Raw genomic sequence first — 16,826 nt, 5'->3', positions numbered from 1 at the left:
CGACATCGGCTGCGTGACGCGAATTGAAAGCTTGGCGGACACCTGAATCGCCGAAACATGACGCTTCCATGAATCATCAGGTAAATCGCTGTAAGGATGTCTCAGGATTTTCCCTAGGGACTGGCGTGCCGATGAGCGCGTTCGGCGCGGTGGCGATGACGGGAAAATCGCGTCGGCAAAGCTGCTTCGGGTGGTCAGGAAGCGCACGAAGTGATGAGAATATTCGACGGCTTGCAGCCCGGATCGCCGCCGAACGATCATCGGAAAGCCGGTCGAAAGACCCTGATTCGACACGAACGCGTTCGCGACCGAACTCGCGCAGGTCGCGATGTGGGAGCGGCAGAAGATGTAGACATACAAAAAGAATCGCACCTGAGGGCTTCGACCGTACCCGTGCCCCGATGACAGCGAGCATCGTCAAAGAGCTCGCGCCGGACGTCGATTTCGCGCCTGGCGCCGTTGCTTGATGGCATGGCCGTCTGATCCCGAGAGCAGCGTCATGCCGGTTTTCCACCTGATCGGCGACATTCCTGCGGGTTGGGATCACGGCGGCGTATCAGCTCTGACCACCCATCCCGGCTAATTCCCTGGTGCATCGAGCGCGCTTGTCATCTCCTGCGCGGCGTGTTGCAGCGACGGCAGAAAGCGTCTCACGGCGTCCGCCGGATTGATCGCGTGTTCGAGGTAGATCACGTTCAGTGCCGCCATCACTCGATCATGCGCGCTGACCGCGACGGCGAGCGAGCCGATTTTGCGTTGTTCGGTCCAATCGCCATGGTTCGATCCGAAACCATCGGCGCGTGTCCGCCGTACAAGATTGCGGATGAATGCATCGTCCGACGCGAGTCGCTGTTGTTGTTCACCGCCGGCACCGGTGCGCAGCAGGTCGAGAATATCCTCGCGCTCCACGTCCTGGCACGACGCGAAGTAGATGCGGCCCGATGCCGTCAGCAGCATCGGGAGTCGGCGCCCGACCATCGAACGATGAAATGACAGCGGGCTGAACCGATGAGTCGTCTCGCGAATGATCATCGAATCGCCGTCCGGCGTCGTCAGGTCCGACGGCCACACGATGCGCTGCAGCAACGTGGCCATGATCGGCGGCGCGACCGTCGCAATGTGTTCGTCGTCGGTGAACCCTTCGCTCAGCGTGCGCACCCGCAGCGTCAGTCTGAACGTGTCGTCCGACTCGCTGCGCCGCACGAATCCGCTTTCCACCAGCGTTTCCAGCAACCGCCGCACGGTCGTGCGGTGCAGCCCCGTGACTTCGCTCAGCTGCTGGCTCGTCGCGCGACCGTTCTCCAGCGCATTGAGGGCCTGCAGCACCTGCAGGCCGCGCGACAATCCTCGGACATTTGCGTACTTGCTCATCGGAAAATATATTAAAAATCAACGACGTGCATTCCTTGCACATTTGGTTGAAATTGTTGAGCGCGTGTCTGCCGCTCCCTAGACTTGCCTCCATCCCGCTGCCACACGACGCGACACGGAACCCGCGACGTGCCCCGGCCGGTATCCATCGGCATACGCAGCGACCACCGAGTCGCGCGAGGAAGGAGACACATGAATCCCCCACCCAGTCCAGCCGCGCATCGCGACCCGCGCGACCCGCTTTCCACCGACGTCGCAATCATTGGCGCAGGCCCGGTCGGCCTGATGATCGCCAACATTCTGGGCCTTCAGGGCGTGCGTGTCACGCTGATCGAGAAGCTCGAACGGATCATCGATTACCCGCGTGCAATTGGTCTGGATGACGAAGCATTGCGCGTGTTCCAGTCGATCGGCCTGGCCGACGAACTCGTGCCGCACACGACGCCAGATCACTGGATGCGTTTCGTGACGAAGGACGGTCACTGCTTCGCATCGATCGAGCCGCGCACCGACGAATTCGGCTGGCCGCGCCGCAACGCGTTCATCCAGCCGCTCGCGGATCGCGTGCTCCACGAAGGCCTCGCGCGTTTCCCGCATGTCCAGGTGCTGTTCGGGCACAGCGTTGCATCGTTCACGCAGGACGCCGACGGCGTCAGCATCGACGTGGACGATTCGGATGGCGAACGCCGGACCGTGCGCGCAGCGTACATGGTCGGTGCGGACGGCGGCAACAGCTTCGTGCGCCGCGTGCTGAACGTGCCGTTCGAAGGGCGCACGAAGCCGAACCAGTGGATCGTCGTGGACGTGCGCAACGACCCGATCGGCTCACCGCACATCTATATGCATTGCGACCACGAACGGCCGTACGTGTCGGCGGCGCTGCCGCACGGCATTCGCCGCTTCGAGTTCATGGTGATGCCGGGCGAGACCGAGGAAGAACTGTCGAAACCCGAAAACATGGCTGCGCTGATCCGCAAGGTGGTCGCGGATCCGGATGCGGTCGACTACATCCGCAAGCGCGTCTATACGCACAATGCGCGTCTCGCGTCGACGTTTCACGTGGGCCGCGTCCTGCTCGCGGGAGACGCCGCGCACATCATGCCGGTGTGGCAGGGGCAGGGTTACAACAGCGGAATCCGCGACGCGAACAATCTCGGCTGGAAGCTCGCGATGGTCGCGCGGGGGCTGGCAGACAGCCGCTTGCTCGAAACCTATACCGTCGAGCGTCGCGCGCATGCGCGTTCGATGATCCATCTCTCCGAAGTGGCGGGCGATATATTCGCGCCGACGACACGTTTCGGCGCGCGCTTTCGCGACACGTTCGTGCGTGCGCTGAACCTGTTCCCGACGGTGAAGCGCTACTTCGTCGAAATGCGCTTCAAGCCGATGCCGCGTTACGAAGCGGGCGCGGTACTGCTGCCCGCGCATGCATGCAGGCACGGCTGGCTTGCACGCGTGCTCGAACGATCGGGAAATTCCGCGCCGGGCCGGCTGCTTGGCCTGATGAGCGAAAAGCGCGATTCCTTGATCGGCAGGCTCGCATACGGTCGCGATCCGTTTGCCGCGTCGCCGGTCGGTCGCATGTTCATCCAGCCGCGCGTGCGGCTGCCCGAGGGCCGCACCGTGCTGCTCGACGACGCGATCGGCACCGGTTTCGTCCTGCTGGGCTGGGGCGCGGATCCGACTTTCGGCCTGACGCCGCAGGCGCGTGCGTCGTGGGCGCGGATCGGCGGCCGCTTCGTGGTTGCGAAGCCGGACGCCCAGCTCGCTTACGCCGACGACGTGCCGTCGGATGTGCTCGCGATCGGTGACGCGACGGGGCGGTTGAAGGACTGGTTCAGCCGTCTGCCGGAGTCGGTCGTGCTGCTGCGTCCCGATCGTTTCGTCGCGGGTGTATGTGCGCCACAGCAGGTGTCCTCGGCGATTGTCGCGCTCGCGGAAAAGCTCGGCATGACGGCAGGTGCGCGGCACGAGCACGGCGACGTTGCGCCATCTTCGCAGCGCCCGGTGTGCGATCGCGATGTCCTCACACACGTGGCAGGAGCATGAGCATGCCGATTCATCTCGAATGTCTGTCCCATACGCCGCTGCACGGTTATTTCGATCCGGCGCCCGACGTGGTTGCCGAAGTCGAGCGCATCGGCCGAGCCGCGCGTGAACGTGTCGAGCGCTTCCAGCCCGACTTGATCGTCGTTTTCGCCCCCGATCATTTCAACGGATTCTTCTACGACATGATGCCGCCGTTCTGCATCGGCGCACGCGCCGACGCGATCGGTGATTTCAAGAGCCTGGCCGGCACGCTGCCGGTACCGGGCGATCTCGCGCACGGGCTGGCGGAAGGCGTGCTGGCCGCCGACGTCGATGTCGCGCTGTCGTACCGGATGCAGGTGGACCACGGCTGTGCGCAGGCACTCGAAGTGCTCACCGGCGGACTCGATCGCTATCCGGTGATCCCGGTATTCATCAACTCTGTCGCGCCGCCGATGGCGACGCTGCGCCGCGCGCGTTTGCTGGGCGATGCGATCGGCCGCCATCTCGCGCGTACCGACCGCCGCGTGCTGGTTGTCGGCTCGGGCGGCATCTCGCACGAGCCGCCTGTACCGGAACTGATCGGCGCGACCGCCGAAGTGGCGGAGCGGCTGATCGCCGGTCGTGATCCGTCGGCCGAGTCGCGCGCGGCGCGCCAGGCGCGTACCGTGGCCGCCGCCCGTTCGTTTGCGGCCGGTGACAGTCCGCTGCATCCGCTCAATCCCGAATGGGATCGCGCATTCCTTGCCAGACTCGCATCCGGCGAACTGACCGCACTGGACGGCGTGACCAATGACGCGATCACGCGCGACGGCGGCAAGTCCGCGCACGAGATCCGCACGTGGGTCGCCGCATTCGCCGCGCTCGCCGCGTACGGCCCGTACCACGCGTCAGTCGACTACTACCGCGCGATTCCCGAGTGGATCGCGGGTTTCGCCACCATGCACGCCACGCCGTCGACCGTCGTCGCGGCGGCGGCGTGACCGAACTCCAGGAGACCTCGATGTCCGATTCGAACCATGTGACGACACTGGCCGAGCGACTACGCGAAGCCGAAGCATCGCGCAGCACGATCGCGCCGCTGCGCGGCGAGGCCGCCGCGGGCGGCATCCCGCTCGACGCGATGACGATGGCCTACGCGGTGCAGCAGGCCAACGTCGACCGGCGCGTCGCGAACGGCGAGCGCATCGTCGGCCGCAAGATCGGCCTGACCTCGCTCGCGGTGCAGACACAGCTGGGCGTCGACCAGCCCGATTTCGGTGCGTTGTTCGCGAGCATGGCTTGCGGCGAGGGCGCGCCGATTTCGCTCGCGCAACTGATCCAGCCGAAGGTCGAAGCGGAGATCGCGCTCGTGCTCGACCACGACCTCACGCAAGACAGGCACACGTTCGTCGACATCCTGCGCGCGAGCGCTTATGCGCTCGCCGCGATCGAGGTGGTGGACAGTCGCATCCGGAACTGGGACATCCGCTTCGTCGACACGGTCGCCGACAACGCATCGAGCGCGCGCTTCGTGGTCGGTAGCCGTCCCGTGCCGCTTTCGCAGCTCGATCTGACGGGCTGCGCGATGACGCTCGCCCGCGATGGCGAAGTGCTGTCGAAGGGCAGCGGCGCCGCCTGCCTCGGCAATCCACTCAATGCTGCCGTATGGCTGGCCGACCGGATGGTGCAACTCGGCACGCCGCTGCGCGCCGGGGACGTGGTGCTGACCGGCGCGCTCGGTCCGATGGTCGCCGTCCGCGAGGCCGGCACCTATGTCGCGCAGATCGACGGGCTCGGCAGCGTCCGGGCAACTTTCACGGCTTAACTCAGGAACTCGCATGGCTTCCGAAAAACTCAAGGCTGCGATCATCGGCTCCGGCAACATCGGCACGGACCTGATGATCAAGATCCTCCGTCACGGCAGGCATCTGGAAATCGCGGCGATGGTCGGTATCGACGCGAACTCGGACGGTCTCGCGCGTGCCGCGCGACTGGGTGTCGCGACCACGCACGAAGGCGTCGAAGGGCTCACGCGTCTGCCGGTATTCGACCAGATCGATTTCGTGTTCGACGCGACGTCCGCAGGCGCGCACGTTCGCAACGCAGCGCTGCTGCGCACGCTCAAGCCGTCGATTCGCATGATCGATCTGACACCCGCCTCGATCGGCCCGTACTGCGTGCCGGTCGTCAACCTCGACGCGCACATCGATGCGCCAAACGTGAACATGGTCACGTGCGGCGGCCAGGCGACGATTCCGATCGTCGCGGCTGTGTCGCGCGTCGCGAGGGTGCACTACGCGGAGATTGTCGCGTCGATCAGCAGCAAGTCCGCGGGCCCCGGTACGCGCGCGAACATCGACGAATTCACCGAAACGACGTCGAAGGCGATCGAGGTGGTCGGCGGCGCCGCGAAGGGCAAGGCGATCATCGTGCTGAACCCGGCCGAGCCGCCGCTGATGATGCGCGACACGGTCTATACGCTGTCCGACCTCGCGTCTCGCGCGGAGATCGAGGCGTCGATCGAGGACACCGTCGCGAAGGTGCACGCGTACGTGCCTGGCTATCGGCTCAAGCAGAAGGTGCAGTTCGACGAGATTCCGGCGAGCGCACCGATCCGTATTCCGGGCCTGGGCACATTCAGCGGCCTGAAAACGTCGGTGTTCGTCGAAGTCGAGGGCGCCGCGCACTACCTGCCTGCCTACGCGGGCAATCTCGACATCATGACTTCCGCCGCGCTCGCGACCGCCGAACGCATGGCGCAGGCGCGCGTGAGCGCGTAAGGAGCAAACGGCGATGAGCAAGAAACTGTATATCTCCGACGTGACGCTGCGCGACGGCAGTCACGCCATTCGACACCAGTATTCGATCGCGAACGTGCAGGACATCGCACGTGCGCTGGATCGCGCCAGGGTGGACAGCATCGAGGTCGCGCACGGTGACGGCCTGCAAGGATCGAGCTTCAACTACGGCTTCGGCGCGCATACCGATCTCGAATGGATCGAGGCGGTAGCGGACGTCGTCGAACACGCGAGGATCGCGACGCTGCTCTTGCCGGGCATCGGCACGATTCACGACCTGAAGGCCGCATACGACGCCGGCGCGCGCATCGTGCGTGTCGCGACGCACTGCACCGAGGCGGATATCTCGAAGCAGCACATCGAATATGCGCGCGAACTCGGCATGGACACGGTCGGCTTCCTGATGATGAGCCACATGACGACGCCCGAGAATCTGGCCGTCGAGGCGAAGAAGATGGAGAGCTACGGCGCGACCTGCATCTACGTCGTCGATTCCGGCGGCGCGCTGACGATGTCGGACGTGCGCGACCGGTTCCGTGCGGTGAAGGCGGTGCTGAAGCCCGAAACGGAAACCGGCATGCACGCGCACCACAACCTGTCGCTCGGCGTCGCGAACTCGATCGTCGCCGTGGAGGAAGGCTGCGACCGGATCGATGCGTCGCTCGCGGGAATGGGCGCGGGCGCCGGCAATGCGCCGCTCGAAGTGTTCATCGCGGCAGCCGAGCGGATGGGCTGGAACCACGGCACCGATCTCTACACGCTCATGGATGCCGCCGACGACATCGTGCGGCCGTTGCAGGACCGTCCGGTGCGCGTCGACCGCGAAACGCTCGCGCTCGGCTATGCGGGCGTGTATTCGAGCTTCCTGCGTCACTCGGAAGCGGCCGCGAAGAAGTACGACATCAGCACCGTGGACATCCTCGTCGAACTGGGCAAGCGCCGGATGGTGGGCGGCCAGGAAGACATGATCGTCGACGTCGCGCTCGATCTGAAGAAGCGTAGCGAGGCCGCATAGGAACGGAAGGCAGGACCGCGCACGTCGCGGTCCGATACATGACAGCCGCCGGCAAGAGTGGGCTGCCTATCAATCATTGGAGACTTTGGGTGAATACGTCACGAAACGAAGGCGATAGCGTGCGACATGGACGCACGGGACACGCGACGATCATGTTGTGCCTCGCGATTGCGTTGCTCGAAGGGCTGGACCTGCAATCGGCGGGGGTGGCCGGCCCGCGCATGGCGAAGGAGTTTTCGCTCGCCGTCGCGCAGATGGGCTGGGCGTTCAGCGCGGGCGCGCTCGGCCTGCTGCCGGGTGCCGCGCTCGGCGGCCGGCTGGCCGACCGGTTCGGCCGCAAGCGCGTGCTGATGTGGTCGGTCGCGATGTTCGGCCTGTTCTCGCTCGCGACGACGCAGGTCTGGAGCTTCGAGAGCCTGCTCGTTGCGCGATTGATGACGGGCTGCGGGCTCGGCGCCGCGATGCCGAACCTGATCGCGCTGTGCTCGGAAGCGGCGGGCCCGCGGCAGCGCGGCACGGCGGTCGGCGCGATGTACTGCGGGATGCCGTTCGGTGCGGCGATCGCCGCGGTGATCGGCATCGCGAGCGCAGGCGATGCGAATTGGCGTCACGTGTTTTACGTCGGCGGAGTCGGGCCGCTCGTCATGGTGCCGCTGCTCGGGATGTTCCTGCACGAGTCGCGGCAGTTCGTGGCGACCCGGTCAACCGTGGCTGGCCATGCCGCCGCCCTGCCCGGCGTGCGTGACGCGTTGTGGCGACACGGCCGCGCACGTACGACCATCGCGCTGTGGATCAGCTATCTCGGCACGCTGGTCGTGCTGTATTTCCTGATGAACTGGCTGCCGTCGATGGTGCTGTCGCGGGGGCTGACACGCGTGCAGGCCAACGTCGTGCTGATGATGTTCAACATCGGCGGCGGTATCGGGGCCGTCGTGATCGCGACGCTGATGGACCGCTTCGGACGGCGCGGCACGGTGATCGGCATGTATGTCGGCGTCGCTGTCGCGCTGATCACGCTGGCGAACGCGGGTGGCGCGACGTCGATGGCGATCGGCGGCTTGCTGTGCGGGTTGTTCCTCGTCGGCGGCCAGTCGGTGCTGTATGCGCTGGCCGGCCATGCGTATCCGACCGAAGTGCGCGGCACGGGCGTGGGTGCGGCCGTCGCGGTGGGGCGGCTCGGTTCGATTCTCGGGCCGCTGGTGGCAGGGCAGTTGTTCGCGCTCGGTCAGAGCCCATCGATGCTGGTGTCGGCGAGCATCCCGCTGATCGTGATCGCCGCGGTGGCGGCGTTGACGGTGGTGGGCGCGTTTGCGCGGCAACGCACGGGCGAGCCGCAGCGCGCGTAGCGATTCGGGCGGGCTGCGCGAGCGCGGCCCGCGATCGAGATCATTCATTTTTTCGGAAAGGACATCACCATGACTGCGACGACATCACCGATCACGGAAGCGTCGACGAGCCAGTTTGCACGCGTGAAGGACGGCGACCTCGAACTGCGGATCCACTATAACGACACGGGCACCGGACCAAGCGGCGAGACGGTCGTGATGCTGCACGGCTCGGGCCCCGGCGCGAGCGGCTGGGCGAACTTCAACCGCAACGTCGAGCCGCTGGTCGCGGCCGGCTATCGCGTGATCCTGATGGACTGCCCGGGCTGGAGCAAGAGCGATCCGATCGTCTGTACGTCGTCGCGCTCGGAACTCAACGGCCGCGTGCTGAAGGGGCTGCTCGACGTGCTCGATATCGAGCGCGTACATATTCTCGGCAACTCGATGGGCGGGCATAGCGCGGTTGCGTTAGCGCTCGGCAACCCGGAGCGTGTCGGCAAGCTGGTACTGATGGGCGGCGGCACGGGCGGGCCGAGCAACTTCGTGCCGATGCCGACTGAGGGCATCAAGCTGCTGCAGGGCCTGTATCGCGAGCCGACGATCGAGAACCTGAAGCGGATGATGGACGTGTTCGTCTACGATGCGAGCGCGCTCACCGACGAGTTGATGAAGGCGCGCCTCGACAACATGCTTGCGCGGCGCGATCACCTCGAGAACTTCGTGAAGAGCCTCGCGGCCAATCCGAAGCAGTTCACCGATTACGGCCCGCGGTTGGGCGAGATCGCGGCGCCGACGCTCGTGATCTGGGGGCGCGACGATCGGTTCGTACCGATGGATACCGGCCTGCGGCTGATCGCCGGCATGCAGAACGCTCAACTGCATGTGTTCAACCGGTGCGGGCACTGGGCGCAGTGGGAGCATGCGGAGGCATTCAACCGGATGGTGGTCGACTTCCTGCGGAATTGAGTGCAGCGAGGCAAGCGCCGCCTTCGAAAGACAGTTCGTCGATCCAGGGCGTGCGCGTCGGCCGGCTCGTCACGCTGGCCTGGATTCGGATCGCAGCGATCGCGCCCCGCCGCGTCCGCGGCGGCCTCGCGTCGCGGGCAGGAGCAGGGCTGCGAGCGGGGCAGGGCTCCTAGCGGAACGCCTGCATCTGCCCCGTCATCATCTGCAGCATCTTGTTGGCGGCCACCGAGAGCTTGCGGCCCACGCGCGTGACCATGTGCGCCTCGGCGTTCTCGAGAATCGGATGCGCGATCTCGATCGCGAACAGTTCCTTGGCCTGCAGTTCGGCCGCCACCGCGAAGGCTGGCATCAGCGCGATGCCGAGCCCCGATTTCACGAACTCCTTCAGGATCGCGAAGGAATTGGTGGTGACGATCGGCGTGAGCCGTACGCGCTCGGCGTATTCCACGGCTTCCATCATCTGCCGCGTGCCGTAGGACGGGTGGGTGGCCGCCAGCGGATAGGTAGCGAGCTGCTGCACCGTCAGCACCTTGTGGCTGCGGCGCGGGAAGCCAGGGCCGACGATCGCCATCATCTGCTGTCGCTTCGAGGCGCGCGACACCAGCTTGGGCTCGGCGGGCGGGTTGTAGACCAGGCCGATCTCGCCTTCGTCGTTCGAGATTTTGCGGATCACATCGTTGGTGCTGCCCACGTCGAGGTTGACGCGGATCCCGGGGAACTGCCGGCAGAACTGCGGCATCGGCCCGGCCAGTAGATCCGACACGAAGCCCTCACCGAGTACCAGGTTGACCTGGCCGGTCTTGAGCCCGCGCAGCTCCTGCAGACGCGAGATCAGATCGTCGCGGTGCGCGAGTTGTTCACGGAAATACTCGATCACGCAGCGTCCCGCCTCGGTGGGCGTCACGCCGCGCGCGTGGCGCTCCACCAGGGTGGCGTCGAGCTCCTTCTCCAGCAGCCCGATCTGGCGGCTCACGGCCGAGGGCGCCACGTCGAGCCAGTCGGCCGCGGCGCGGATCGTGCCGCAGCGCACGGCCTCGTAGAAATAGACGATCCGGCTGTCGGTAAGGGTATCGCTCATGATCCGGGTGTTCTAAAAAAGAGAACAATATCAATATTGGCGTTGATTGATTATACGGGTCGCCGGACCGAACATCGTTGGCATGCAAGGCGGGCGCAAGCTGGCGCGCCGGCCTCGAACCAACAGGCAACGGGAGTCGTCGGATGAAAACGGTGGGCGTGATCGGTCTGGGCAACATGGGGCGCGGCATGGCGGGTTCGCTGCGGCGCGGCGACTACACGGTGCTCGGCTACGACGCGGCGCCCGGCGTGGCGCTCGCGCTGGCCGGGCAAGAGGTGCTGTCGTCGCGCGATTCGGTGGCCGAGATCGCGCGCGACGCCGACGTGCTACTGCTGTCGCTGCCGACTTCGGCGGTGGTCGAGGCGGTGGTGCTGGGCGCGGGCGGCGTGCTCGAGAACGCGAGGCCGGGCAGCATCGTGATCGACACCACCACGGCCGATCCGGACAGCACGCGGCGCGTGGCGGCCGCCCTGGCCGAGCGCGGCATCGGCTTCGTCGACGGCCCGGTGAGCGGCGGCCCCAAGGGCGCGGCCACTGCCACCATGACCATGGTGCTGGGCGGCTCGGACAGCGATATCGCGGCCATCGAGCCGATCCTCGCGGCGATCAGCGCCAAGCGCGTGCATGTGGGCCCGGTGGGCGCCGGCCACGTCACCAAGCTGCTCAACAATCTGCTGACGGGCGTGCACCTGCTGGCCGCCAGCGAGGCGGTGCGTACCGCGCGCGCGGCGGGCGTCGATCCGGAAAAGCTGGTCGAAGCGCTCAACGGCGGCTCCGGTCGCAACAGCGCGACGCTGACCAACTACCCGACCTGGATCTTCAACGGCAAGTTCGATTCCGGTTTCACGATGAAGCTGATGCGCAAGGACGTGCGGCTCGCGCTGGGCCTGCTCGACCAGTTCGACAGCGTCGCGCCGGTGGCGCGCGAGGCGGCGCGCATATGGGCCGCCAGCGAGGGTTCCGTCGCCGACGGCGAGGACTTCAACCGCATCGTCGACTTCCTCGACCCTGCCTGAGGCCGGGCAGCCCGCACCACGATCCCGCTCGACCTACTTAGACGGAAACCCGACATGACCCAGCACGCAGACCAGTTGCTCGCCGCCTTCGCGCATTTCTTCCCCGGTGCCGCCACGATCGGCTCGTATATCGACGGCGAGCTCGTCGCCGGACAGGGCGACACGATCCAGCTTTACGATGCGGCGACGGGCGAGGCCACGCTCGCCTATCGCGACGCCGGCGCAGCCGTGATCGACCATGCCGCCGAAAGCGCGCGCCGCGCGCAGCGCGAATGGTGGGCGCTCACGCATGCCGCGCGCGGCCGCGTGATGCAGGAGGTGGCGTGCGCGATCCGCGCCGAGGCCGAGGCGATCGCGCGGCTGGAGGCGCTGGGCTCGGGCAAGCCGATCCGCGACTGCCGGGGCGAGGTGGCCAAGGTCGCCGAGATGTTCGAGTACTACGCGGGCTGGACCGACAAGTTCTACGGCAGCGTGATCCCGGTGCCGACCTCGCACCTCAACTACACGCGCCGCGAGCCGGCCGGCGTGGTGCTGCAGATCACGCCCTGGAACGCGCCGGTGTTCACCTGCGGCTGGCAGGTGGCGCCCGCGGTGGCGATGGGCAACGGCGTGCTGCTCAAGCCCTCGGAGCTGACGCCCTTCACGTCGCTGGCGGTCGCCAGGCTCGGCGAGCGGGCCGGGCTGCCGCGCGGCCTGGTCAACGTGCTGGCCGGCTTCGGTCACACCGCCGGGCAGGCCGCGATCGCGCATCGCGTGGTGAGCAAGGTCGTGTTCGTCGGCTCGCCGGCCACCGGCGCGCGCATCGCCGAGGCCGCCGCGCGCCGTGTGCTGCCCTGCGTGCTGGAGCTGGGCGGCAAGTCGGCCAATATCGTGTTCGCCGATGCCGACCTCAAGCGCGCCGCACTGACCGCTCAGGCGGCGATCTTCGCCGGTGCGGGCCAGAGCTGCGTGGCCGGCTCGCGTCTGCTGGTGCAGCGCGCCGTCTACGACGAATTCGTCGCGATGGTGGCTGCCGGAGCGAAGAAGATCCGCGTCGGCGCGCCGCTCGACGATGCGACCGAGGTAGGCCCGATCAACAATCGCAAGCAGTACGACCACGTGATGTCGATGATCGCGCGCGGCGTGGCGGCGGGCGCCACGCTTGCCTGCGGCTCGGCCGAGCGCGTCGGGGAGGGGGGCGGCTACTTTGTGGCGCCGACCGTGCTGGCCGGCGTGTCGAACGCGATGGAGGTGGCGCGCACCGAGATCTTCGGGCCGGTGGTGGCCGCGATCCCGTTCGACACCGAGGAGGAGGCGATCGCGATCGCCAACGACACCGACTTCGGCCTGGCCGGCGCGGCCTGGACCACCGACGTGGCGCGTGCGCATCGCGTGGCTGCGCAGGTGAATGCCGGCACCTTCTGGGTCAACGGCTACAAGACCATCAACGTGGCGTCCCCGTTCGGCGGCTACGGCATGAGCGGCTACGGCCGCTCGAGCGGGGTCGAGGCGCTGTACGAATACACACAGACCAAGAGCGTGTGGGTCGAGACGGCCGAAGCGCCGCCCACCGCGTTCGGTTATCTGTAACCACCGGCCCGCATGCGACGGCAGCCGGGCTTCAAGGGGAGACTCGTCATGGAACACGCATTGGGTATCGAGCGCCGCGAGCTTGGCGGCGCGGCCACCGCCAAGGTCCTGCTTTACGCGGCCGGCATCCTGCTGGTCGCCGAATGGATCGGCTCGTTCACGTTCAAGCTCGGACCGGGCAAGGTCGTGCTGCTGCCGATGATCTGGGCGCTGCTGCTCGGCGCCGCGGTGGGGCTGGCCAGCGCGCGCTGGAACAGCAGCGCGCGCCTGAGCGTGCCCGACCAGTTCTTCGCGGCCGCGATCCTGCAGCCTGCGCTGCTGCTGTTCGTCTCCAAGCTCGGGCTGATGGTGGGCAGCGCGCTGCCCAAGCTGGCGTCGGCGGGCTGGGCGCTGGCCTTCCAGGAATTCGGCCACTTCGTCGGCACCATCCTGCTGGGCCTGCCGCTCGCGTTGCTGCTCGGCATCAAGCGCGAGGCGATCGGTGCGACTTTCTCGGTGGGCCGCGAACCGAGCCTCGCGATCATCGGCGAAAAGTACGGCATGGATTCGGCCGAAGGCCGCGGCGTGCTGGCCGAGTACCTGACCGGCACCGTGTTCGGTGCGGTGTTCATCGCCGTGTTCGCCGGTTTCGTGAGCAGTCTCGGCATCTTCGATCCACTCGCGCTGGCGATGGGCTCGGGCGTCGGCTCGGGCAGCATGATGGCGGCGGCCTCGGGCGCGATCGCCGCCCAGCAGGATCCGGAGACGGCGAAATCGGTGCTCGCGTTCGCTGCAGCCAGCAACCTGATCACCACCACCATCGGTACCTACTTCACGCTGTTCATCTCGCTGCCGCTCGCGGTCTGGGGCTACCGCGTGCTGGAGCCGCTGATCGGCCGAACCACCAAGGCATCGGCGCAGCCCGAGGCGGCCAGCCCGTCACTGGGCGAAGTGCGGACCGAAGCGCCTGCGCTCGGCTACGGCGGCAAGCTGCTCGCCTGGATCGTGACGGCCGCGATGGCGCTGGTGTGCGACTGGATCGCCCACGGCACCACACCGCTTGCGGGACTGCCGGGCATCGCGATCATGGTGTGCGCAACGATCGTCGGCGATGCGCTGGCGCGCGTGACGGGGCGGCGGATTCCGGCGGTCTGCTGGGTATCGGTGGTGGCGATGTTCCTGACGTCGCCGTGGTGCCCGTGGGCTTCGCAGATCGCCGCGCTCAGCTCGCACAACGATTTCCTCGGGGTGACCACGCCGATGCTGGTGTTCGCGGGGCTGTCGATCGCCAAGGACATCCCGGCCTTCCGCCGGCTCGGCTGGCGCATCGTGCTGGTGTCCTTCGTGGCCAATGCCGGCACCTTCATCGGCGCAACCCTGGTGGCCCAGCTGTTCCATATCTGATCTCTCGCGGCATCGCGGCGGGCGGCATGAACCGGCCCGCCGCCGTGTCGAGACGACCGACAAAGCGCTCCCATCCGCATGACACTGATCGATTCCATCGTCGCGCACGCCGACGAACTGACGGCGACACGCCGCGATATCCATGCCCATCCCGAGGTCGGCTACGACGTGTTCCGCACCGCCGAACTCGTCGCCGAGCGGCTCGAGCAATGGGGTTGCGCCGTCACGCGCGGCGTCGGACGCACCGGCGTGGTCGGCACCTTGACGCGCGGCGGCAGCGTGCGTGCGATCGGGCTGCGCGCCGACATGGACGCGCTGCCCGTGCAGGAGGCCAATACCTTCGCGCATCGTTCGACGGTACCCGGCGCGATGCATGCCTGCGGCCACGACGGGCACACCGCCATGCTTCTGGGGGCCGCGCGCCACCTGGCGCGGCATGGCGAGTTCGACGGCACCGTGCAGTTGTTCTTCCAGCCGGCCGAGGAGTCGGGCGGCGGCGCGCGCGCGATGATCGAGGACGGCCTGTTCGAGCGTTTCCCGGTGGATGCCGTGTTCGGGCTGCACAACTGGCCCGGCATCGCGGCCGGCGATTTCGCGGTGCGGCCGGGGCCGCTGATGGCCTCGACCAGCCTGTTCCGGATCAACTTGCGCGGTGCCGGCTGCCACGCGGCCATGCCGCACCTGGGCCGCGATCCGGTGTTCGCGGCGGGGCAGGTGCTGAGTGCGCTGCAGGGGATCGTCACGCGCAACCGCAATCCGATCGACGGCGCGGTGCTGTCGGTCACGCAAGTGCATGCGGGCGAGGCGATGAACGTGGTGCCGACCGATGCTTGGCTCGGCGGCACGGTGCGGACTTTCTCCGATGCGACGCTCGACCTGATCGAGACGCGCATGCGCGCCGTGGTGGCCGCGACGGCCGCGGCCTTCGAGTGCGAGAGCGAGGTGGATTTCCAGCGCCAGTATCCGGCTACCGTGAACGACGCCGGGCAGACGGCGGTGGCGGTGGCGGTGATGCGCGAGCTGGTGGGCGACGCGCATGTGAACGCGGCCGTCGATCCGACCATGGCGGCGGAGGATTTCTCGTTCATGCTGCGCGAGAAGCCGGGTTGTTATGCATTCCTCGGGAACGGGAGCGGCGATCATCGCCTGCATGGGCATGGCGGCGGGCCTTGCCTGCTGCATAACGCCAGTTACGACTTCAACGATGCGTTGCTGCCGGTGGGAGCGAGTTATTTCGTGAGGTTGGTGGAGCGGGTTTTGGCGCGGTAAGGCACGGCTACCGACTTTTCGGGGCCGATCGTGATGAACGGGCATGGTGGCGCGCCGTCATGAATGACGGCTTGCGGGCGGGATTTTACGCTTTAATCGGATATATCCAATAGGCATTCAAGAAATCGTTTCGTCTCCGGATAATCCGATAAATCTCGATCATTCGCGACGCACACGTAAAGTTGTCGTTCCGCCCACTCGTCGAGCAGTCTTATCGCCTTCAGATTGTAAAGATTCAGATATGGGGAGGCGTTTGGTTCTGGAATTACGCCAATTCCTATTCCTTCCTGGATGAGACGGCATCTTGCCTCGTAATTTCCAACTTCGATTTTGACATCGAGCGGACGTGACAAGCCTCGTCCGGCAAGCGATGAGAATGCGTCATAGGTGTGCCGAGGAAAATACCCCACGAACGGGTAGGAATTGGCAGCTTCCAGGAACAGCTCATCAAAAACCGCGAGCGCGTGATCTCGGCGTGTAACCAGGACAATGCGGTCCCGCCGGAATGGATAGGACGTCACGCCGGGCGCCGGCGACAATGCGTGATAAATCCCGACATCCGCTTCATTTTCCGCGACCAGCCGCGGAATGTCGTAGCTGTAGCGCTCTTGCAGATCGATACGAGCAGCAGGAGACTCCGCAAGATATCTCCGTGTTATCGGAGGTATATACGCGATGATTGATGACGGATTTGCGGCCAATCTGACTTTTGGATTTCCTGCCTTTCCAAATTCAGCCACAACGTCTTGCGCTATTTCGACGCGGCGCAAGATCGCTTTCGCATGATGATACAGCGACAAACCCGCCGGCGTGCCCTGAACGCCGCGCGCATGGCGGATCAGGAGATCCACGCCGAGCCGGCTCTCGAGGTCGGCGATCCGCTTGCTGGCTCCTGACGTTACGAGGGCATTATCTTCTGCCGCCTTGGTCAAGCTCTTTGACTCGATAGCCGAAACAAAGATGCGAAGACTCTGAAGATCAAGTTTCATCATGTTCGGTCGCGAGCCTGTTGATCGGAGCCTACTT

General features: G+C 66.3%; 14 protein-coding genes. 11 read left to right on the top strand and 3 right to left on the bottom strand.

Annotation, left to right across the window (positions count from 1 at the left end):
- Nucleotides 1-579: 579 nt before the first annotated feature.
- Entirely contained in the window at nucleotides 580-1,371 is a 792-nt protein-coding gene (locus tag C5O79_RS01775; protein ID WP_122478331.1) for a DNA-binding transcriptional regulator, read from the bottom strand.
- Between the two features lie 192 nt (nucleotides 1,372-1,563).
- On the opposite strand from C5O79_RS01775, the gene C5O79_RS01770 reads away from it, so the two are divergent.
- From C5O79_RS01770 to C5O79_RS01740, 7 genes are all read left to right on the top strand, one after another.
- Nucleotides 1,564-3,420 carry a bifunctional 3-(3-hydroxy-phenyl)propionate/3-hydroxycinnamic acid hydroxylase gene (locus tag C5O79_RS01770; RefSeq protein ID WP_122478329.1) on the top strand — a complete coding sequence of 619 codons (1,857 nt, stop codon included), beginning with the start codon at nucleotides 1,564-1,566 and terminating at the stop codon, nucleotides 3,418-3,420.
- 2 nt (nucleotides 3,421-3,422) lie between these two features.
- A complete protein-coding gene (locus C5O79_RS01765; protein ID WP_046547162.1) occupies nucleotides 3,423-4,382 on the top strand; it encodes a 3-carboxyethylcatechol 2,3-dioxygenase in 960 nt (319 codons plus the stop codon).
- A gap of 20 nt (nucleotides 4,383-4,402) precedes the next feature.
- On the top strand, nucleotides 4,403-5,206 hold the full coding sequence (locus tag C5O79_RS01760) for a fumarylacetoacetate hydrolase family protein (RefSeq protein ID WP_122479024.1): 804 nt from the start codon (nucleotides 4,403-4,405) through the stop codon (nucleotides 5,204-5,206).
- Nucleotides 5,207-5,219: 13 nt separating this feature from the next.
- Nucleotides 5,220-6,161, top strand: a complete 942-nt coding sequence (locus C5O79_RS01755) for an acetaldehyde dehydrogenase (acetylating) (RefSeq protein WP_122478328.1) — start codon at nucleotides 5,220-5,222, stop codon at nucleotides 6,159-6,161.
- Between the two features lie 13 nt (nucleotides 6,162-6,174).
- The gene (gene dmpG, locus C5O79_RS01750) at nucleotides 6,175-7,194 is read left to right on the top strand and encodes a 4-hydroxy-2-oxovalerate aldolase (RefSeq protein ID WP_046547160.1); all 1,020 of its coding nucleotides are present in this window, start codon (nucleotides 6,175-6,177) and stop codon (nucleotides 7,192-7,194) included.
- Between the two features lie 89 nt (nucleotides 7,195-7,283).
- A complete protein-coding gene (gene mhpT, locus C5O79_RS01745; RefSeq protein WP_276320965.1) occupies nucleotides 7,284-8,540 on the top strand; it encodes a 3-(3-hydroxy-phenyl)propionate transporter MhpT in 1,257 nt (418 codons plus the stop codon).
- 69 nt (nucleotides 8,541-8,609) lie between these two features.
- On the top strand, nucleotides 8,610-9,485 hold the full coding sequence (locus C5O79_RS01740) for an alpha/beta fold hydrolase (RefSeq protein WP_122478324.1): 876 nt from the start codon (nucleotides 8,610-8,612) through the stop codon (nucleotides 9,483-9,485).
- A 169-nt stretch (nucleotides 9,486-9,654) separates the two neighbouring features.
- On the opposite strand, the gene C5O79_RS01735 is transcribed toward C5O79_RS01740, so the two are convergent.
- Nucleotides 9,655-10,563, bottom strand: a complete 909-nt coding sequence (locus tag C5O79_RS01735) for a LysR family transcriptional regulator (protein ID WP_046547157.1) — start codon at nucleotides 10,561-10,563, stop codon at nucleotides 9,655-9,657.
- A 143-nt stretch (nucleotides 10,564-10,706) separates the two neighbouring features.
- Here C5O79_RS01735 and C5O79_RS01730 point away from each other — a divergent pair, with 143 nt between their 5' ends.
- The 4 genes from C5O79_RS01730 (at nucleotide 10,707) to C5O79_RS01715 (ending at nucleotide 15,800) form a co-directional block, all read left to right on the top strand.
- Nucleotides 10,707-11,579 (top strand): NAD(P)-dependent oxidoreductase, encoded by an 873-nt coding sequence (locus C5O79_RS01730; RefSeq protein WP_046547156.1) that lies wholly within the window; start codon nucleotides 10,707-10,709, stop codon nucleotides 11,577-11,579.
- A 54-nt stretch (nucleotides 11,580-11,633) separates the two neighbouring features.
- Nucleotides 11,634-13,148 carry an aldehyde dehydrogenase family protein gene (locus C5O79_RS01725; protein ID WP_122478322.1) on the top strand — a complete coding sequence of 505 codons (1,515 nt, stop codon included), beginning with the start codon at nucleotides 11,634-11,636 and terminating at the stop codon, nucleotides 13,146-13,148.
- A 48-nt stretch (nucleotides 13,149-13,196) separates the two neighbouring features.
- A complete protein-coding gene (locus C5O79_RS01720) occupies nucleotides 13,197-14,531 on the top strand; it encodes a DUF3100 domain-containing protein (protein WP_034179959.1) in 1,335 nt (444 codons plus the stop codon).
- Between the two features lie 78 nt (nucleotides 14,532-14,609).
- The gene (locus tag C5O79_RS01715; protein WP_131931073.1) at nucleotides 14,610-15,800 is read left to right on the top strand and encodes a M20 aminoacylase family protein; all 1,191 of its coding nucleotides are present in this window, start codon (nucleotides 14,610-14,612) and stop codon (nucleotides 15,798-15,800) included.
- A gap of 92 nt (nucleotides 15,801-15,892) precedes the next feature.
- Here C5O79_RS01715 and C5O79_RS01710 read toward each other — a convergent pair whose 3' ends face one another.
- Nucleotides 15,893-16,792 carry a LysR family transcriptional regulator gene (locus C5O79_RS01710; RefSeq protein ID WP_131931072.1) on the bottom strand — a complete coding sequence of 300 codons (900 nt, stop codon included), beginning with the start codon at nucleotides 16,790-16,792 and terminating at the stop codon, nucleotides 15,893-15,895.
- Nucleotides 16,793-16,826: the final 34 nt, after the last annotated feature.

This window comes from Burkholderia sp. SRS-25 (genome assembly GCF_004343765.1).
Lineage (GTDB): Bacteria > Pseudomonadota > Gammaproteobacteria > Burkholderiales > Burkholderiaceae > Burkholderia > Burkholderia contaminans.
The sequence above is the reverse complement of the archived record's forward strand: the minus strand, read 5'-3'. Positions and strand labels throughout refer to the sequence as shown.